The organism is Enterobacter sp. JJBC, from assembly GCF_036936505.1.
Classification (GTDB): Bacteria; Pseudomonadota; Gammaproteobacteria; order Enterobacterales; family Enterobacteriaceae; genus Enterobacter; species Enterobacter hormaechei_C.
The window spans coordinates 4,714,005-4,732,418 of sequence record NZ_CP136935.1; the positions used below are offsets into that span (position 1 = coordinate 4,714,005).

The 18,414-nt window shown below is 55.8% G+C and carries 19 protein-coding genes; 12 read left to right on the forward strand and 7 right to left on the reverse strand.

The features are described 5' to 3' along the window. Positions 1-33: 33 nt before the first annotated feature. The 6 genes from cytR (at position 34) to rraA (ending at position 5,653) form a co-directional block, all read left to right on the forward strand. Positions 34-1,059 carry a DNA-binding transcriptional regulator CytR gene (gene cytR, locus RY075_RS22615; protein ID WP_003862038.1) on the forward strand — a complete coding sequence of 342 codons (1,026 nt, stop codon included), beginning with the start codon at positions 34-36 and terminating at the stop codon, positions 1,057-1,059. A gap of 92 nt (positions 1,060-1,151) precedes the next feature. Next, entirely contained in the window at positions 1,152-2,120 is a 969-nt protein-coding gene (ftsN, locus tag RY075_RS22620; RefSeq protein ID WP_003862037.1) for a cell division protein FtsN, read from the forward strand. A 94-nt stretch (positions 2,121-2,214) separates the two neighbouring features. Beyond that, entirely contained in the window at positions 2,215-2,745 is a 531-nt protein-coding gene (gene hslV, locus RY075_RS22625; RefSeq protein WP_003862036.1) for an ATP-dependent protease subunit HslV, read from the forward strand. A gap of 9 nt (positions 2,746-2,754) precedes the next feature. Next, the gene (gene hslU / locus RY075_RS22630; protein ID WP_003862035.1) at positions 2,755-4,086 is read left to right on the forward strand and encodes an HslU--HslV peptidase ATPase subunit; all 1,332 of its coding nucleotides are present in this window, start codon (positions 2,755-2,757) and stop codon (positions 4,084-4,086) included. A gap of 68 nt (positions 4,087-4,154) precedes the next feature. Next, the gene (gene menA / locus RY075_RS22635; RefSeq protein ID WP_022652060.1) at positions 4,155-5,075 is read left to right on the forward strand and encodes a 1,4-dihydroxy-2-naphthoate polyprenyltransferase; all 921 of its coding nucleotides are present in this window, start codon (positions 4,155-4,157) and stop codon (positions 5,073-5,075) included. Between the two features lie 92 nt (positions 5,076-5,167). Then, a complete protein-coding gene (gene rraA / locus RY075_RS22640; RefSeq protein ID WP_003862032.1) occupies positions 5,168-5,653 on the forward strand; it encodes a ribonuclease E activity regulator RraA in 486 nt (161 codons plus the stop codon). 80 nt (positions 5,654-5,733) lie between these two features. Here the strand turns inward: rraA and zapB are convergent, their stop codons facing one another. Next, positions 5,734-5,973 (reverse strand): septal ring assembly protein ZapB, encoded by a 240-nt coding sequence (gene zapB, locus RY075_RS22645; protein WP_003862031.1) that lies wholly within the window; start codon positions 5,971-5,973, stop codon positions 5,734-5,736. A 399-nt stretch (positions 5,974-6,372) separates the two neighbouring features. Here zapB and RY075_RS22650 point away from each other — a divergent pair, with 399 nt between their 5' ends. From RY075_RS22650 to fpr, 4 genes are all read left to right on the forward strand, one after another. Beyond that, positions 6,373-7,218 carry an MIP/aquaporin family protein gene (locus RY075_RS22650; RefSeq protein ID WP_003862030.1) on the forward strand — a complete coding sequence of 282 codons (846 nt, stop codon included), beginning with the start codon at positions 6,373-6,375 and terminating at the stop codon, positions 7,216-7,218. 21 nt (positions 7,219-7,239) lie between these two features. Beyond that, entirely contained in the window at positions 7,240-8,748 is a 1,509-nt protein-coding gene (gene glpK / locus RY075_RS22655; protein WP_003862028.1) for a glycerol kinase GlpK, read from the forward strand. 123 nt (positions 8,749-8,871) lie between these two features. After that, positions 8,872-9,882, forward strand: coding sequence for a class II fructose-bisphosphatase (gene glpX, locus RY075_RS22660; protein ID WP_023315041.1), 1,011 nt, complete (start codon positions 8,872-8,874; stop codon positions 9,880-9,882). A 96-nt stretch (positions 9,883-9,978) separates the two neighbouring features. Then, the gene (fpr, locus tag RY075_RS22665; RefSeq protein ID WP_003862024.1) at positions 9,979-10,725 is read left to right on the forward strand and encodes a ferredoxin--NADP(+) reductase; all 747 of its coding nucleotides are present in this window, start codon (positions 9,979-9,981) and stop codon (positions 10,723-10,725) included. Here the strand turns inward: fpr and RY075_RS22670 are convergent, their stop codons facing one another. Further along, complete coding sequence (locus RY075_RS22670) at positions 10,726-11,145, reverse strand: DUF805 domain-containing protein (RefSeq protein ID WP_003862022.1); 420 nt, start codon at positions 11,143-11,145, stop codon at positions 10,726-10,728. Positions 11,146-11,257: 112 nt separating this feature from the next. Here RY075_RS22670 and RY075_RS22675 point away from each other — a divergent pair, with 112 nt between their 5' ends. Next, positions 11,258-11,854 (forward strand): DUF1454 family protein, encoded by a 597-nt coding sequence (locus RY075_RS22675; protein ID WP_022652062.1) that lies wholly within the window; start codon positions 11,258-11,260, stop codon positions 11,852-11,854. A gap of 111 nt (positions 11,855-11,965) precedes the next feature. Further along, positions 11,966-12,733 (forward strand): triose-phosphate isomerase, encoded by a 768-nt coding sequence (tpiA, locus tag RY075_RS22680; RefSeq protein WP_003862019.1) that lies wholly within the window; start codon positions 11,966-11,968, stop codon positions 12,731-12,733. Positions 12,734-12,780: 47 nt separating this feature from the next. Here tpiA and RY075_RS22685 read toward each other — a convergent pair whose 3' ends face one another. From RY075_RS22685 to fieF, 5 genes are all read right to left on the reverse strand, one after another. Continuing rightward, on the reverse strand, positions 12,781-14,085 hold the full coding sequence (locus RY075_RS22685) for an SLC13 family permease (RefSeq protein WP_045895071.1): 1,305 nt from the start codon (positions 14,083-14,085) through the stop codon (positions 12,781-12,783). Between the two features lie 73 nt (positions 14,086-14,158). Beyond that, positions 14,159-14,902: a CDP-diacylglycerol diphosphatase gene (locus RY075_RS22690; RefSeq protein ID WP_003862014.1), complete on the reverse strand. Its 744-nt coding sequence runs from the start codon at positions 14,900-14,902 to the stop codon at positions 14,159-14,161. 111 nt (positions 14,903-15,013) lie between these two features. Beyond that, positions 15,014-16,003 carry a sulfate ABC transporter substrate-binding protein gene (locus tag RY075_RS22695; protein ID WP_003862012.1) on the reverse strand — a complete coding sequence of 330 codons (990 nt, stop codon included), beginning with the start codon at positions 16,001-16,003 and terminating at the stop codon, positions 15,014-15,016. Between the two features lie 230 nt (positions 16,004-16,233). Next, a complete protein-coding gene (pfkA, locus tag RY075_RS22700; RefSeq protein WP_003862009.1) occupies positions 16,234-17,196 on the reverse strand; it encodes a 6-phosphofructokinase in 963 nt (320 codons plus the stop codon). 184 nt (positions 17,197-17,380) lie between these two features. Further along, positions 17,381-18,265 carry a CDF family cation-efflux transporter FieF gene (gene fieF / locus RY075_RS22705; protein ID WP_022652064.1) on the reverse strand — a complete coding sequence of 295 codons (885 nt, stop codon included), beginning with the start codon at positions 18,263-18,265 and terminating at the stop codon, positions 17,381-17,383. Positions 18,266-18,414: the final 149 nt, after the last annotated feature.

The window sequence follows — 18,414 nt, forward strand, 5'->3', positions numbered from 1 at the left end:
TCCGCAGTTCGGTGTTCAGGCGAGGAGAAGACGTTGAAGTCCAGGAAAGAGGTTGCCTCGGCGACCATGAAAGACGTTGCCGAGAAAGCACAAGTCTCAACAGCAACCGTGTCCCGCGCATTGATGAACCCTGACAAAGTCTCCCAGGCGACCCGAAACCGGGTTGAAAAGGCGGCGCTTGAGGTCGGTTATTTTCCGCAAGCCATGGGGCGTAACGTAAAACGCAACGAATCCCGCACCATCCTGGTGATCGTGCCCGACATCTGCGATCCCTTCTTCAGCGAAATCATCCGCGGCATTGAAGTCACGGCCGCCGCCCAGGGCTATCTGGTGCTGATTGGCGATTGTGCCCACCAGAACCAGCAGGAAAAAACGTTCATCGACCTGATCATCACCAAGCAGATTGATGGCATGCTGCTGCTTGGCTCACGCCTGCCGTTTGATGCCAGCATTGAAGAACAGCGCAATTTACCGCCGATGGTCATGGCGAACGAATTCGCGCCGGAGCTGGAGCTGCCAACCGTTCATATCGATAACCTCACCGCCGCGTTCAACGCCGTGAACTATCTTCAGGAACTGGGGCATAAGCGCATCGGTTGTATCGCCGGACCAGAAGAGATGCCGCTGTGTCATTACCGCTTGCAGGGCTACGTTCAGGCGCTGCGCCGTACCGGGGCTATCGTCGATCCGCACTACATTGCGCGCGGTGATTTCACCTTTGAAGCGGGCGGGCAGGCGCTGGAAAAATTGCTGGCCTTGCCAGAACCGCCTACCGCGGTCTTCTGCCACAGCGACGTGATGGCGCTAGGGGCGTTATCCTACGCCAAACGTCACGGCCTGCGTGTGCCGCAGGACCTGTCGATAATCGGTTTTGATAATATTTCGCTTTCGGAGTTTTGCGATCCGCCGCTTTCGACCGTTGCACAGCCGCGGTATGACATTGGCCGGGAAGCGATGCTGCTTTTGCTGGATCAGCTGCACGGTCAAACAGTTAGCAGTGGGTCACGGCTACTGGATTGTGAGCTAATTGTGCGCGGCTCTACCCAGGCATTAACTTAAAGTAAATACCTTTCGACACCCTTATCTGGTCAAAGCCCCGTCGCTTAAGTAACATGGCGGGCTGACGAACGAATAAATACAGCGAAACGATAGTGGCACAACGAGATTATGTACGTCGCGGCCAGCCGGCACCTTCGCGACGCAAAAAGAGTAGTTCAAAAAGCAAGCAACGTAGCCTGTCTGCTGTCTCCCCAGCCATGGTCGCCATTGCTGCGGCCGTGCTGGTGGCCTTTATTGGCGGCCTCTACTTCATTACGCATCATAAAAAAGAAGAGTCTGAAGCCCTTCAGGGTAACAAGGTCGTCGGCAACGGCCTTCCTCCTAAGCCTGAAGAGCGCTGGCGCTACATTAAAGAGCTGGAAAGCCGCCAGCCTGGCGTACGTGCGCCTACCGAGCCTTCTGCCGGGGGTGAAGTGAAGAATGCCGATCAGCTGACGGACGAACAGCGTCAATTGCTCGCTCAGATGCAGGCGGACATGCGCCAGCAGCCTACGCAGTTGAACGAAGTGCCGTGGAACGAACAAACCCCGGCGCAGCGTCAGCAAACATTGCAGCGCCAGCGTCAGGCTCAGCAGCAAACGCAACAGCAGCAGTGGACGCAGACGCAGCCGGTACAGCAGCCGCGTTCACAACCGCAGCAGCAGACGCGTACCGTACAAACTCAGCCTGTCCAGCAGCAACCGAAGGCGCAGCCGCAGAAGCAAACGGCACAGCCGTATCAGGATCTGTTGCAGACGCCTGCGCATACCACTGCGCAACAGCCAAAAACGCAGCAGGCTGCGCCGGTCACCAAAGAGACCGAGGTGCCGAAGCAGACGGCTGAGAAAAAAGATGAACGCCGCTGGATGGTTCAGTGCGGTTCGTTTAAAGGCGCCGAACAGGCAGAAACGGTGCGTGCTCAGCTGGCATTTGAAGGATTTGACTCACGCATTACCACCAATAACGGCTGGAATCGCGTAGTGATTGGACCGGTCAAAGGCAAAGAAAATGCAGACGGCACCATTTCCCGTTTGAAAGTGGCTGGCCACACAAACTGCATTCGACTCGCCTCCGGGGGTTGAAACCCCCAAAATCCCCCCCATCTATCATTTAATTCAGCCCTGAGCACAGGCTCAGGGCTTCTGTTTCCCGAATCTGTAACCAGGGGGTCTGCTCGTGACAACAATAGTAAGTGTACGCCGTAACGGCCAGGTGGTAATTGCCGGTGATGGCCAGGCCACGCTGGGTAATACCGTCATGAAAGGCAACGTGAAGAAAGTACGTCGTCTTTATAACGACAAAGTGATCGCCGGTTTCGCAGGCGGCACGGCTGATGCCTTCACGCTGTTTGAACTGTTTGAACGCAAACTGGAAATGCATCAGGGTCATCTGGTGAAAGCCGCCGTTGAGCTGGCAAAAGACTGGCGTACCGACCGCATGCTACGCAAGCTCGAAGCGCTGCTGGCCGTGGCTGACGAAAACGCCTCGCTGATCATCACCGGTAACGGCGACGTAGTTCAGCCTGAAAACGACCTGATTGCCATCGGCTCTGGCGGCCCGTACGCCCAGGCCGCAGCCCGTGCGCTGTTGGAAAATACCGACATGAACGCGCGCGATATCGCGGTGAAAGCGTTGGATATTGCAGGTGATATCTGCATCTATACCAACCACAATCACACCATCGAAGAATTACCGTCTAAAGCGTAAGGATCGCCCATGTCTGAAATGACCCCACGCGAAATTGTCAGCGAACTGAACAAACACATTATCGGCCAGGACAATGCCAAGCGCTCCGTGGCTATCGCACTGCGTAACCGCTGGCGTCGCATGCAGCTCGACGAAGAGCTTCGCCACGAAGTGACGCCAAAAAATATTCTGATGATCGGCCCGACCGGTGTGGGTAAAACCGAAATCGCCCGTCGTCTGGCCAAACTGGCTAACGCGCCGTTCATCAAAGTTGAAGCCACTAAGTTCACCGAAGTGGGCTATGTGGGCAAAGAAGTGGACTCCATCATCCGCGATCTGACCGATTCGGCGATTAAGATGGTGCGCGTCCAGGCGATTGAGAAAAACCGCTATCGCGCCGAAGAGATGGCCGAAGAGCGTATTCTCGACGTGCTGATCCCACCGGCAAAAAACAACTGGGGACAGGCTGAACAGCAGTCTGAACCTTCTGCTGCGCGTCAGGCATTCCGCAAAAAACTGCGCGAAGGCGAGCTGGACGATAAAGAGATTGAGATCGATCTCGCTGCCGCGCCAATGGGCGTGGAAATTATGGCGCCTCCGGGCATGGAAGAGATGACCAGCCAGTTGCAGTCCATGTTCCAGAACCTGGGCGGGCAAAAGCAGAAAGCGCGTAAGCTGAAAATCAAAGACGCGATGAAGCTGCTGATTGAAGAAGAAGCCGCGAAGCTGGTTAACCCGGAGGAGCTGAAACAGGACGCTATCGACGCGGTTGAGCAGCACGGTATCGTGTTTATCGACGAAATCGACAAAATCTGTAAGCGCGGCAACGCGTCCGGCCCGGATGTCTCCCGCGAAGGCGTTCAGCGCGACCTGCTGCCGCTGGTGGAAGGGTGCACCGTCTCCACCAAGCACGGCATGGTTAAGACTGACCACATTCTGTTTATCGCCTCCGGTGCGTTCCAGATTGCCAGCCCGTCTGACCTGATCCCGGAACTCCAGGGTCGTCTGCCAATCCGCGTTGAGTTGCAGGCGCTGACCACCGAAGATTTCGAACGTATCCTGACTGAGCCAAACGCTTCTGTGACCGTACAGTATAAAGCGCTGATGGCGACCGAAGGCGTGAACATTGAATTTACCGATGACGGTATCAAGCGCATCGCCCAGGCCGCGTGGCAGGTCAACGAAACCACCGAGAACATCGGTGCGCGTCGTCTGCACACCGTGCTGGAACGCCTGATGGAAGACATCTCTTATGATGCGAGCGACCTTAACGGTCAAAGCATTACCATTGACGCAGACTATGTGGGCAAACACCTGGATGCGTTAGTGGCAGATGAAGATCTGAGCCGTTTTATTCTATAATCGCGTTCAATGCATTTTCATCACTGTTGATGGGGGCTATGGCCCCCATTTTTATTGGCTAAATAACTATGACTGATATCAGCCGTACACAGGCGTGGCTCGAAAGTCTGCGCCCTAAAACGCTTCCTCTGGCTTTTGCCGCCATTATTGTCGGTACCACGCTTGCCTGGTGGCAGGGTCATTTCGATCCGCTGGTAGCAGGCCTGGCGCTTGTCACCGCCGGGCTGCTGCAAATCCTCTCTAATCTCGCCAATGATTACGGCGATGCGGTAAAGGGCAGCGACAAGCCTGACCGTATCGGGCCGCTGCGCGGGATGCAAAAAGGGGTGATTACCCAGGCACAGATGAAACGGGCGCTGATTATCACCGTGGTATTGATTTGCCTGTCCGGGCTGGCGCTGGTGACGGTCGCGTCGAAAACCACCAGTGATTTCATTGGCTTCCTGGTGCTGGGCTTGCTTGCCATTATTGCAGCCATTACCTATACCGTCGGGACGCGTCCTTACGGGTATATTGGCCTGGGCGACATCTCCGTGCTGGTGTTCTTCGGCTGGCTGAGCGTGATGGGAAGCTGGTACTTGCAGGCGCATACGGTGATACCTGCCCTGTTCCTGCCAGCGACCGCCTGCGGTCTGCTGGCGACGGCGGTGCTGAATATCAATAACCTGCGCGACATCGACAGCGACCGCGAGAACGGTAAAAACACGCTGGCCGTGCGTCTGGGTCCGGTGAATGCACGCCGCTATCACGCCTTCCTGCTCATCGGCGCGCTGGTCTGCCTGGCACTGTTCAATCTGATCTCTCTGCACAGCCTGTGGGGCTGGCTGTTTGTGCTCGCCGCACCGCTGCTGATTAAGCAGGCCCGCTATGTCATGCGTGAACGCAGCCCGGCCGCCATGCCACCGATGCTGGAACGTACGGTAAAAGGCGCGTTACTGACTAACCTGCTGTTCGTCATCGGGATTGTCTTAAGCCAGACGCTGAGTTAGCTGACAAATATCAATTAACAATTGATGATTTTGCCAACAACGCATTTCGCACGATATACTGAACACATTCGCAGCAACAGAGCGTTAAACCTATGAAATACGATACCTCCGAGCTTTGTGACATCTACCAGGAAGATGTCAACGTCGTTGAACCCCTGTTCTCCAACTTTGGTGGACGGTCGTCGTTTGGCGGACAAATCATCACGGTGAAATGTTTCGAGGACAACGGGTTGCTGTACGATCTGCTCGAAGAGAACGGTCGTGGCCGCGTTCTGCTAGTGGATGGTGGCGGTTCAGTGCGCCGTGCACTGATCGATGCGGACCTCGCCCGCCTTGCGGTGCAAAACGAGTGGGAAGGGATTGTGGTCTACGGCTCCGTGCGCCAGGTGGACGATCTGGAAGATCTGGATATCGGTATTCAGGCCATTGCCGCCATTCCGGTTGGCGCAGCGGGTGAAGGCATCGGCGAAAGCGACGTGCGCGTTAACTTCGGCGGCGTGACCTTCTTCTCGGGTGACCACCTTTATGCTGACAATACCGGCATTATCCTTTCTGAGGATGCGCTGGATATTGAGTAGTTAATCGGTAAGCGAGATGCATAAAAAAGCCGGGTGGCGGCTACGCCTTACCCGGCCTGTTCAATTCATTCCCAAGGAAATCAGACTTCTTCCATACGTCCCAGCAGCGCCTGCAAGCGTTCCTGCCAGCCGTTCTGCTGTTCGCGCAGCTGGTTGTTTTCGCGCTCCAGTTCTTCGCGGCTGTGCTGAGCGTTCTGAACTTCCTGAGACAGGGAGTTGTTCTTCTCTTTCAGTTCTTCAATTTCCATTTGCAGCAGCGTGATGGTGTCAATCGCCTGCTGTACTTTCGATTCCAGTTTCTCAAACACTTCTAAAGACATGATCCTACCTCTCCTGAATTGCAAGGCGACGCTTTAACGTAAACGCGCACAACATATGTTCCGATTGTATGGAGCGCCGTCGCCCCTGTCCAGCGGCATGCCACGCAGATCGTGGTTTGCAACACTTTTCGGCCTCGTCCTGGTGCGTTCGCCGCATATACCCCTAAGTTGTTAACCCATAAGTTAAAGAAATGATTCAACCCACAATCATTACCTGATGCAAAAACGCGCTTTATGGCGCGAAAACGCTCATTTTATTGACACAGACCACACATTTCGATTTCGATATTTCTCGTTTGTGCTCGTTAACGATAAATTAACACTATGTCTACAGGGCATCGTGACTGTCACGGGCGGTCACGCAAACAATAAACATTACTCTTTTGCAGGATTCCGATTATGAGTCAGACATCAACCTTAAAAGGCCAGTGCATTGCCGAGTTCCTGGGTACCGGGTTGTTGATATTCTTCGGAGTAGGCTGTGTCGCTGCACTGAAAGTGGCGGGTGCCAGTTTTGGTCAGTGGGAAATCAGTATTATCTGGGGTCTGGGCGTGGCGATGGCCATCTACCTGACCGCAGGGGTTTCCGGCGCACATCTTAACCCGGCGGTGACCATCGCGTTGTGGCTATTCGCGTGCTTTGACGGACGCAAAGTTGTTCCTTTCATCATTTCGCAATTTGCCGGCGCCTTTTGCGCAGCGGCGTTAGTTTACGGGCTTTATTACAATCTTTTCATCGACTTCGAACAGACGCATCATATGGTGCGTGGCAGTGTCGAAAGTCTGGATCTGGCAGGCATTTTCTCAACGTATCCGAATCCGCATATCAATTTTGTGCAGGCGTTCGCAGTTGAAATGGTGATTACCGCTATTCTGATGGGCGTCATTATGGCGCTGGGCGACGACGGAAACGGCATTCCGCGCGGCCCGCTGGCACCACTTCTGATTGGCCTTCTGATTGCGGTGATTGGCGCATCCATGGGTCCGCTGACCGGTTTTGCGATGAATCCGGCGCGTGACCTGGGTCCAAAAACCTTCGCCTTCTTTGCGGGATGGGGCGATGTCGCCTTTACGGGCGGCAAAGACATTCCTTACTTCCTGGTTCCGCTGTTCGGGCCAATTGTAGGGGCGGCGCTGGGCGCATTCGGCTATCGCAAATTAATTGGTCGCCACTTACCGTGCGACACCTGTGTGGAAGAGGAAAAAGAGACAACTTCCACCACACAACAAAAAGCTTCGCTGTAATCTGACTACGGGACACATACCATGACCGAAAAAAAATATATCGTTGCGCTCGACCAGGGCACTACCAGCTCCCGCGCTGTCGTAATGGATCATGACGCGAACATTGTCAGCGTGTCTCAACGCGAATTTGAGCAAATTTATCCGCGTCCAGGCTGGGTTGAACACGACCCGATGGAGATCTGGGCGTCACAAAGCTCCACGCTGGTGGAAGTGCTGGCGAAAGCCGACATCAGTTCTGACCAGATTGCCGCTATCGGTATCACCAACCAGCGTGAAACGACTGTGGTCTGGGAGCGCGAAACCGGTAAGCCCATCTACAACGCCATCGTCTGGCAGTGCCGCCGTACGTCAGAGATCTGCGAACAGCTGAAGCGCGACGGCATGGAAGAGTACGTGCGCAGCGCCACCGGCCTGGTGGTTGACCCCTATTTCTCCGGCACCAAAGTGAAGTGGATCCTCGACCACGTGGAAGGTTCACGCGAGCGCGCACGTCGTGGCGAGCTGCTCTTCGGTACCGTCGATACCTGGCTTATCTGGAAGATGACTCAGGGACGCGTTCACGTCACCGACTACACCAACGCCTCGCGCACCATGCTGTTCAACATCAACACTCTGGAGTGGGATGACAAGATGCTGGACGCGCTGGACATTCCGCGAGCGATGCTGCCAGACGTGCGTAAATCTTCAGAAGTGTACGGCCAGACCAACATTGGCGGTAAAGGCGGCACGCGTATTCCTATCGCCGGTATCGCCGGTGACCAGCAGGCAGCCCTGTTCGGCCAGCTGTGCGTAAAAGAAGGGATGGCGAAGAACACCTACGGCACCGGCTGCTTTATGCTGATGAACACGGGCGAGAAAGCGGTGAAATCAGAAAACGGTCTGCTGACCACCATCGCCTGCGGCCCGCGCGGCGAAGTGAACTATGCCCTGGAAGGCGCGGTATTCATGGCGGGTGCCTCCATTCAGTGGCTGCGCGACGAGATGAAGCTGATTAGCGACGCGTTTGACTCCGAATACTTCGCGACCAAAGTGAAAGACACCAACGGCGTGTACGTGGTGCCAGCGTTCACCGGTCTGGGCGCACCGTACTGGGATCCGTACGCCCGCGGCGCGATTTTCGGCCTGACGCGCGGCGTGAACTCAAACCACATCATTCGCGCGACGCTGGAATCCATCGCCTACCAGACGCGCGACGTGCTGGAAGCGATGCAGGCTGACTCTGGCATTCGTCTGCACGCCCTGCGCGTGGACGGCGGTGCAGTAGCCAACAACTTTCTGATGCAGTTCCAGTCCGACATTCTGGGCACTCGCGTTGAACGTCCTGAGGTGCGAGAAGTGACGGCGCTGGGCGCGGCGTATCTGGCAGGTCTGGCGGTTGGCTTCTGGCAAAACCTCGACGAGCTTCAGGAAAAAGCGGTTATCGAACGCGAATTCCGTCCTGGCATCGAAACCACCGAGCGCAACTACCGCTACAGCGGCTGGAAGAAAGCGGTGAAACGTGCCCTGGCGTGGGAAGAGCACGACGAGTAAGCCTATATTCCCTCTCCCCTGGGGAGAGGGTTAGGGTGAGGGGCTCCAACCGCACCGGTCCCCTCGACCCTCCCCACTCTGTGATAAACTTCGTGCAATTCCTTTTGATTGTACGAGTACCTCATGAAACGTGAACTTGCTATCGAGTTTTCCCGCGTCACCGAAGCTGCCGCCCTCGCAGGCTACAAGTGGCTGGGCCGTGGCGACAAAAATACCGCAGACGGCGCAGCCGTCCACGCCATGCGCATTGTGCTTAACCAGGTCAACATCGACGGCACTATCGTCATCGGTGAAGGCGAGATCGACGAAGCGCCGATGCTCTACATCGGTGAAAAGGTCGGGACCGGCAAAGGCGATGCGGTGGATATCGCGGTCGACCCGATCGAAGGCACGCGCATGACGGCGATGGGCCAGGCCAACGCGCTGGCGGTACTGGCGGTGGGCGATAAGGGCTGCTTCCTCAACGCGCCCGATATGTATATGGAAAAGCTGATCGTCGGTCCTGGCGCTAAAGGCGCTATCGACCTTAGTCTGCCGCTGGACGCCAACCTGCGCAATATCGCTGCGGCGCTGGGTAAAGCGCTCAGCGAACTCACCGTGACCATTCTGGCAAAACCGCGCCACGACGCCACCATCGCGTACCTGCAAACGCTTGGCGTGCGCGTATTTGCTATTCCGGATGGCGACGTTGCCGCCTCTATTCTGACCTGCATGCCTGACAGCGAAGTCGACGTGCTTTACGGCATCGGCGGCGCGCCGGAGGGTGTGGTCTCTGCGGCAGTGATCCGCGCGCTGGACGGCGATATGCAGGCGCGTCTGCTGCCACGCCATGAGGTGAAAGGCGACAGCGACGAGAACCTTCGCATTGGTGCAGACGAACTGGCGCGCTGCGCGGCGATGGGCATCGAGGCCAATAAAGTGCTCGCGCTAAACGAGATGGCCCGCAGCGATAACGTGGTCTTCTCCGCAACCGGCATCACCAAAGGCGATCTGCTGGACGGCATCACCCGCAAGGGCAACATGGCCACCACTGAAACCCTGCTGATCCGCGGTAAATCCCGCACTATTCGCCGCATTAAGTCCATTCATTATCTCGATCGTAAAGATCCGGACGTACAGACGCACATTCTGTAAAACCGTTTGATCGATAGAGCTTTCCGGCCCGAATGGGCTGGAAATGTTTCCCACAAGTACGGAAGATAGAAGAGAGAAACAGCACAGGAGAAGATCATGGCGGACTGGGTAACAGGTAAAGTCACAAAGGTACAGTTCTGGACCGATGCGCTATTTAGCCTCACGCTGCACGCTCCCGTTCATCCGTTTACTGCCGGGCAGTTTGCCAAACTCGGGCTGGATATCGACGGTGAACGCGTACAGCGCGCCTACTCTTACGTTAATGCGCCTGATAACCCGGACCTTGAGTTCTATCTGGTCACCGTCCCGGACGGTAAGCTCAGCCCGCGCCTCGCTGCGCTGAAGCCAGGCGATGAAGTGCAGATTGTCTCCGACGCGGCGGGGTTCTTCGTGCTGGATGAAATCCCCGACTGTGACACGCTCTGGATGCTGGCGACCGGCACGGCCATCGGCCCGTATCTTTCCATTCTGCAATACGGCAAAGATCTGGAGCGCTTTAAAAATATCGTGCTGGTTCACGCCGCGCGCTACGCCGCAGACCTGAGCTATTTGCCGCAGATGCAGGCGCTGGAACAGCGATATGGCGGAAAGTTAAAAATTCAGACGGTGGTCAGCCGCGAAACCGCAGCTGGCTCGTTAACCGGTCGCGTTCCGGCGTTGATTGAAAGCGGCGCGCTGGAAGAGGCGGTGGGTTTACCGATGAATACCGAAACCAGCCATGTGATGCTGTGCGGTAACCCGCAGATGGTACGCGATACGCAGCAGCTGCTGAAAGATACCCGACAGATGACGAAGCACCTTCGCCGCCGGCCGGGCCACATGACCGCTGAACACTACTGGTGATCAGCGGTACTTCACCTCAAGGGTATCTTTACCATATTTGTTCTCGCTCTGGGTGCCGATAAACGCGCCCAGTTCGACAACCATCATCACAAAGATAACCGTCGGCAGCAGTCTGCCCACCACCCATGGGAGGATTGAGGGCAGCAATGACCAGTTCCCCGCCACCAGCATCCACGCCAGGATAATCAGGAAAGCCCATGCGCCGGAGCGGCCACGATCGTGCAGACGTTTCACCACCACGGCGGCGGTTGGCCACAGTAAACAGACCAGCGCAAATGCCGCGGTTTGCGTGCTCAGCCATGCGTTGTAGGCAACAAAAAACAGAAGCAGCATGGCGACAACCCACGTTGCAATCCAGATCCAGAAGTCACGGCGCCCAATACGCCCTTTGAATGAAAACAGCCACTGCTGTATGGTCATGTAAGGTTCCTTATTATTGTTTAGCCCGCATTTTACCCTGGAGTTGTGACCTTTTGACAAGCCGACCAGATATCGTTTTAATCATGGGCAATGACGGCCAGGGGCAATGTTGATGAAAAGTTCGGCACACTCTCTTTATTTGTGTTTAGCGATGCTGTGCGCCAGTTTTTCCCTGTACGCCACGGAAACGGCTTCCCCGGTCACCGCCCCCTATCTTCTGGCGGGCGCTCCCTCTTTCGATCAATCTATCAGCCAGTTCCGCGAAGCCTTCAACAAAGAAAACCCCTCACTTCCGTTGGGAGAGTTCCGAGCGATTGACAGCGCCCGCGATACGCCGACCCTGACCCGCGCGGCCAGCAAAATTAACGAGAATCTGTATGCCTCTACCGCCCTTGAGCGCGGAACGTTAAAAATCAAAAGCATGCAGATCACCTGGCTGCCGATTCAGGGCCCAGAGCAGAAAGCGGCGAAAGCGAAAGCGCTGGAGTACATGAGCGCTATTCTGCGCGCCTTTACCCCCACCTTCACGAAAGCACAAAGCCAGCAAAAGCTGCAAAAACTACTTACCGCGGGGAAAAACAAACGCTATTACGCCGATACGGAAGGTGCCGTTCGCTATGTCGTCGCAGATAACGGCGAAAAGGGGCTGACCTTCGCGGTTGAACCGATTAAGCTGGCCCTATCAGACGCACTCGAGGGGGCGAATTAATGACAAAAAGCAAAGCCTTTCGAGGGAAAATCTCTATACTGATTCACAGACCATGCTGCCCTTAAGGGTGGCCATATTCCTTAATTCGCTTATTGAGCGTGGAGAATTGAAATGCGACATCCTTTAGTGATGGGTAACTGGAAACTGAACGGCAGCCGCCACATGGTAAACGAACTGGTTGCTAACCTGCGTAAAGAGCTGGCTGGCGTGACCGGCTGCGCGGTTGCTATCGCTCCGCCGGATATGTACCTGGATCTGGCTAAACGTGCCGCTGACGGCAGCCACATCATTCTGGGCGCGCAGAACGTTGACGTTAACCTGTCTGGCGCGTTTACCGGTGAAACCTCCGCTGAAATGCTGAAAGACATCGGCGCGAAATACATCATCATCGGCCACTCTGAGCGTCGCACCTACCACAAAGAATCTGACGAGTTCATCGCGAAGAAATTCGCTGTGCTGAAAGAGCAGGGTCTGATCCCGGTTCTGTGCATCGGTGAAACCGAAGCAGAAAACGAAGCGGGTAAAACCGAAGAAGTGTGCGCACGTCAGATCGACGCTGTGCTGAAAACCCAGGGCGCGGCAGCGTTCGAAGGCGCGGTTATCGCATACGAGCCAGTCTGGGCGATCGGTACCGGCAAATCTGCAACTCCAGCGCAGGCACAGGCGGTGCACAAGTTCATTCGTGACCACATTGCGAAAGCAGACGCGAAAGTGGCGGAGCAGGTCATCATCCAGTACGGCGGTTCCGTTAACGCATCAAACGCAGCTGAGCTGTTCACCCAGCCAGACATCGATGGCGCGCTGGTTGGCGGCGCATCCCTGAAAGCAGACGCTTTCGCGGTGATCGTTAAAGCGGCAGAAGCGGCTAAGCAGGCGTAATTGCCTTTGTGGCGGGTGGCGCTTCGCTAACCCGCCCTACAAAACCACTACAAACGTCCTAATACGCTAAACCACAAATAATCCAGCGGCAGCAGCACCAGGTACGTCGCAATCGCCAGCGCCAGACAGAGCAGCATCCCCGCCTTCGCAGGCACTTTCCCTAAGCCCATCGCCACCACAATTGGCGACGCCTGATACGGCAGCAGCGGCGTGGAATACCCCAGCACCTGAATCATGATCACCGACAGCAGCGGGAAGCCGGTCGCGTCGGAGAAGCTCTGCGCCAGCGTGGTGTACAGCGCCGGAACGCCATTGGCGGTCATAATGAAGTTGAGCGCCGTGGTGATCCCCGTCAGCGCCAGGAAGCTGGTAAACGGGCGATCTGCATCCAGCGGCATGATATGGAGCAACGCTTCACCTACGGTCGAACCGATACCGGTCTGCGTTACCGTAATGGCCAGCCCGAGTATACCCGCGACGTAAATACAGGTACGCATATTCACCCCCGCCGAGAACTCCTCCCCGGTGATAAAACCTATACGCGGCAGCATAACGACGACTGAGGCCGCCAGCCCTGTCCACGCTGGGCCTACGCCGTGCCAGCTCTCCGTCACCCACATCGTCAACACCACCGCCAGCAGCCAGGCGAGCCGTTTTTCGTCACGCCCCATCGGTTCCGATGGCGCGAGATCCTTCGCCGGTTTCGGGTTGCCGGGGAACAGCCAGCAGATCAGGCCAATCAGAATCAGGCCTTTGAGAATACCCAGCACCGGGGTGTGCAGCAGCAGATACGGAACATAGTTCAGGTGGATGCCGTATGAGCCTTCCGCCGCGCCGCTCATCACCAGGTTGGGCACGTTGGCGGGCAAAATAGTGGCCGAGAGCTGGAAGGTGCCAAACCCGACCGCCAGCGCCAGGCCAAACCAGGCCCGCGAGCCATCAGGAATGCCGGCCCGCTTCGCCATCGCGGCGACAATCGGCATCAGAAGCGCAATACGTCCCATGTTCGACGGCATCACGAATGCCAGGGCATAGCTCAGTAGCACAACGCTTGCCACCATCAGCACCCAGGAGTCGGTAAGCTTTGCCGACAGCGCCCGGGCGGCCCTGTCCGCCAGGCCGGTTTTCCGAATCGCCACACCCAGCACAAAGCCGCTGAACACCAGCCAGAAGGCAGACGAGGCGAAGCCGCCGAAGATCACTTCCGGCGGGGCGATTCTGGCGGTCATCGCCGCCGTGAAAAACAACAGCGCGGTGATAAATTCGGGCAACAGCGACGTCGCCCACAGCACGATGGTGACGCCGACGATCAGCGAGGGAAGCAGCAGAGGATGCGTTAACCAGAGCGACATACCTGTCTCCTGTAGAATTTTTCAGCAAGTCTACGGCGACAGGCAGGGCGAGTAAACGCTATTTATGGTGGGGTCACTTCAGGATATCGCATTGATGATCCTGCAATTCCTCAGCTGACGCGCGGTTAAAGGTAAGCAAATTACGCTCTGTCGCCAGCAATACAAACGAGCCGTCTGACTGCTGCGCCATCGCCAGCGCGAAGCGTCCCATATGGTCGCGCGCTTCTGGCAGCTCTTCCGCCAGCATCATAAACGGGCTGCGCTGCACCAGTTCGTTCTCCGTCACCCGACGGGCAAGGTATTCATGCCCTTCCAGCCCGCCCGGAAGCGGTAACCACTGGGTGCTGATTTGCCCCTGCGACGCGTTCAGCTTCTCGCGCACGTCTGGGCGCAGACAGGAGATGTGGATATGAAAATGGTTTTGCGTGCGCCCGGTCGGGGAGTTGATGGTTAGCGAAACGGCGCTGTCAGGCACGTCGGCCCCTCGTTTCATGCTCATAAAATGACGAGACTGCCATGCCAGCCAGAAGAAATTCGGTGTCTGCGGCTCTGTCAGCAGCGGGCTTTCAGTGCCGTTGATACGGTACGTGGGCATCAGCAGGTATTGCAACGGTCCGTTGCGGTCTTTGAACACCACGTAGCCCGCATCTGGCTTCACCTGCGCGCACGGTGCCGGGTTACGGTTATGCAGCTGGTTGGGCACACACTGGTCGAGAACGATATGACGCAACGCATTCGGATTACCCGCTTTCATCCAGTACACGCCGCCTGCGGCAAGGGCGATAACGATCAGAATCAGTAAGATAATTTTTTTCACAACGCGTTCCCTGTTTTCAATAGAGGCAAAAGAGTAACGCAAAATGATGACCAAATAAAAAACCCGGCGGATTTCTCACACCGGGTTACCGTGTCGTTCTTTGTAAAACGCTTAGCGCTTGCTGATCTGGTCGAAGGTGCCGCCGTTAGAGAAGTGCTCTTTCTGCGCTTTGGTCCAGCCGCCAAAAACATCATCGATAGTAAACAGCTTCAGTTTCGGGAAGGCGTTTTCGTATTTCTTCGCGACGGCCTCATCGCGTGGGCGGTAGAAGTTTTTCGCCGCAATTTCCTGCCCTTCCGGTGAGTAGAGGTACTTCAGGTAGGCTTCCGCCACCGCTTTGGTGCCCTTCTTATCAACAACCTTATCGACGACGGAGACGGTCGGCTCAGCGAGGATGGATTCGCTCGGGGTGACGATCTCGAACTTGTCTTTACCCAGCTCGTTGGTCGCCAGCAGGGCTTCGTTTTCCCAGGCGATCAGCACGTCGCCGATGCCGCGCTCGACGAAGGTGTTGGTTGCGCCGCGCGCGCCGGAGTCCAGCACTTCGACGTTTTTAAACAGTGCTTTGACGAAGTCCTGTGCTTTGGCCTGATCGCCGTTGTTGTGGTGCAGCGCGTAGCCCCAGGCCGCCAGGTAGTTCCAGCGTGCGCCGCCGGAACTTTTCGGGTTCGGGGTAATGACAGACACGCCAGGCTTAATCAGGTCGTTCCAATCTTTAATCTGTTTCGGGTTGCCTTTGCGCACCAGGAAGACGATGGTCGAGGTGTATGGCGCAGAGTTGTCCGGCAGGCGCTTGATCCAGTTTTTGTCGATACGGCCACGCTCCGCGATCGCATCCACGTCATAAGCCAGCGCCAGGGTCACCACGTCGGCTTCGATACCGTTGATCACCGATGTCGCCTGCTTACCGGAACCGCCGTGAGACTGGCGAACCACCACGTTATCGCCGGTTTCCTGTTTCCAGTGCGCCGCGAAAGCTTTGTTGTACTGGTCGTACAGTTCACGCGTCGGATCGTACGACACATTCAGTAACTGAATGTCCTTTGCCAGAACGCTGGTTGATGCCAGCAATAATGTTAACCCCACGCCCCATTTATTCATCGCCCAGCTCTCTTGTGTAGTGTTTTGATGAATGCAGCGTGCCAGAAAGCTAATCGATGATTAAAGAATAAAAAAAGATTGGCTATAACGTGAAGGAATAAAAAAATGAATGAGCGGCCTGATGCCCTCACCCCAACCCTCTCCCACGGGAGAGGGAGCAACCATAAAAAACGGTAACCCTTGGGTTACCGTTTTGCATTTACCTTGTCACCACCGGGCAACAGAGCCAATCAGTACAGTTTTTTCGCGCAGTCCAGCCAGTCACCTTTGAACGGACGCTTCATGTTTTCAATGGCGTCGATGATGTCATGGTGAACCAGTTTCTCGTTCTGGATACCGACGCAGCGGCCGCCGTGGCCCTGTAGCAGCAGCTCGATCGCGTACGCGCCCATGCGGGACGCCAGGATACGGTCGTACGGGCCTGGGGAACCGCCACGCTGAATGTGACCCAGAACGGTCGCGCGGGTTTCGCGTTTGGTTTCGGTTTCGATGTACTTCGCCAGCTCGTCAACGTCACAGATGTGCTCGGTGATGGCAACGATCGCATGTTTTTTGCCTTTCGCGATACCAGCTTTGATTTCAGCGACCAGATCTTCACGGCTGAATTCCACTTCCGGCACCACCACGAACTCACAGCCACCGGCAATTGCCGCCGCCAGAGTCAGGTCACCGCAGTAACGGCCCATCACTTCAACAATGGAAATACGCTGGTGAGAGGAAGAGGTGTCACGCAGGCGGTCAATCGCTTCCACAACGGTACCCAGCGCGGTGAAGTAACCGATGGTGTAGTCGGTGCCTTTAATGTCGTTGTCGATGGTGCCAGGCAGGCCGATGCACGGGAAGCCCATTTCAGTCAGACGTTTTGCACCCATGTAGGAGCCGTCGCCGCCGATAACCACCAGCGCATCCAGACCCCGTTTTTTCATGTTTTCGATAGCCACTTCACGGATGTGTTCGTCACGGAATTCCGGGAAGCGTGCAGAACCGAGGAAAGTACCGCCACGGTTGATCATGTCAGACACGCTGTAGCGGTCGAGCTGAACCATGCGGTCTTCATACAGACCCAGGTAACCGTCATAGATACCAAAAACTTCCAGACCTTCCGTCAGCGCTGCACGGACAACCCCACGGATTGCCGCGTTCATGCCCGGCGCATCACCGCCGCTTGTCAACACACCGATTTTCTTAATCATGACTACCTCTGAACTTAGGAATGCAAAATTGAAATCTGCTGCCGGAAGAAACTGTTCAACCGTCGAATACTGCAAATAGTATATCAATCCCTTCCAGCTGAATTGATTCAGGTCAGGCCATATGGTGGTAATTTATCCACAAAATGCTGCTCTGGCTCACTTTTTTACAACGAATTACGAAAGCTCAAAACGCCCTGGGTACGACAGAACACGGATCCTGGTGAATAATGACGTCTGACCCAGGGAAACGCTGCAAAATCGCCTGCTCCACCTGTTCAGCGACCATATGCGCCTGAACCAGTGGCAGGTTGTCTTCCATTTCCAAATGAATCTGAATAAAGCGGGTCGGCCCTGACTGCCGCGTACGAAGATCGTGAGCACCACTGACGCCGGGCCAGTTGGTCACGATGGCATAAATTTCATCACGTTCTGCATCCGGAAGCGCACGGTCAAGAAGCGACTGTACCGCGTCATACCCCATCCGCAAGGCGCTGTATAAAATATAGATCCCTATCCCTAACGCAAACAACGCATCGGCCCGATGCCAGCCATACCAGGCCAGACCAAGCGCAATAAGAATAGCCCCATTCATCATAACATCAGACTGATAATGAAGCATATCGGCCCGTACAGCCTGGCTTTGTGTTTTGCGTACAACCCAGCGCTGGAACGTTACAAGAACAAGTGTGCTTATAAGTGCAACTACCGTTACGACCACGCCAACGCCCGGATCGTTCATTGGTGACGGCGAAACAAGATGCTGAATGCCGGTCAAAAACAGGAAAAGCGCAGAGCCCGAAATAAACATGCTTTGTGCCAGCGCCGCCAGCGATTCCGCTTTGCCGTGGCCAAACGTATGCTCTTCATCCGCCGGTTGCAGCGAGTAGCGCACCACCAGCAGGTTGGTCAGCGAGGCGGCAATATCCACCAGTGAGTCCACCAGCGCCGCCAGAATACTGACCGATCCGGTGTACCACCACGCGAAAATTTTAATGATCAGTAAACACGACGCCATCACCGTCGCGGCTATTGCGGCCCGGCTTACCAGCCGTCCATAGGATTGATTCATAAACACTCCTGTCATGCCATGGCGCTAGTATAACGGATGGTGGTGGAGTGAAAGGATGAATAAAGCGTTAACAAACCGGAACGATGGGCAAAAAAAACCCCCACATCATGTGGGGGAAGACAGGGATGGTGTCTATGGCAAGGAAAACA

Coding starts and splice junctions, on each gene's coding strand:
- glpX (WP_023315041.1), top strand. CDS start 8,872: ATGAAACGTGAACTTGCTATCGAGTTTTCCCGCGTCACCGAAGCTGCC.
- hslU (WP_003862035.1), top strand. CDS start 2,755: ATGTCTGAAATGACCCCACGCGAAATTGTCAGCGAACTGAACAAACAC.
- RY075_RS22695 (WP_003862012.1), bottom strand. CDS start 16,003: ATGAATAAATGGGGCGTGGGGTTAACATTATTGCTGGCATCAACCAGC.
- RY075_RS22685 (WP_045895071.1), bottom strand. CDS start 14,085: ATGTCGCTCTGGTTAACGCATCCTCTGCTGCTTCCCTCGCTGATCGTC.
- pfkA (WP_003862009.1), bottom strand. CDS start 17,196: ATGATTAAGAAAATCGGTGTGTTGACAAGCGGCGGTGATGCGCCGGGC.
- fpr (WP_003862024.1), top strand. CDS start 9,979: ATGGCGGACTGGGTAACAGGTAAAGTCACAAAGGTACAGTTCTGGACC.
- zapB (WP_003862031.1), bottom strand. CDS start 5,973: ATGTCTTTAGAAGTGTTTGAGAAACTGGAATCGAAAGTACAGCAGGCG.
- RY075_RS22675 (WP_022652062.1), top strand. CDS start 11,258: ATGAAAAGTTCGGCACACTCTCTTTATTTGTGTTTAGCGATGCTGTGC.
- RY075_RS22670 (WP_003862022.1), bottom strand. CDS start 11,145: ATGACCATACAGCAGTGGCTGTTTTCATTCAAAGGGCGTATTGGGCGC.
- tpiA (WP_003862019.1), top strand. CDS start 11,966: ATGCGACATCCTTTAGTGATGGGTAACTGGAAACTGAACGGCAGCCGC.
- fieF (WP_022652064.1), bottom strand. CDS start 18,265: ATGAATCAATCCTATGGACGGCTGGTAAGCCGGGCCGCAATAGCCGCG.
- rraA (WP_003862032.1), top strand. CDS start 5,168: ATGAAATACGATACCTCCGAGCTTTGTGACATCTACCAGGAAGATGTC.
- RY075_RS22650 (WP_003862030.1), top strand. CDS start 6,373: ATGAGTCAGACATCAACCTTAAAAGGCCAGTGCATTGCCGAGTTCCTG.
- glpK (WP_003862028.1), top strand. CDS start 7,240: ATGACCGAAAAAAAATATATCGTTGCGCTCGACCAGGGCACTACCAGC.
- menA (WP_022652060.1), top strand. CDS start 4,155: ATGACTGATATCAGCCGTACACAGGCGTGGCTCGAAAGTCTGCGCCCT.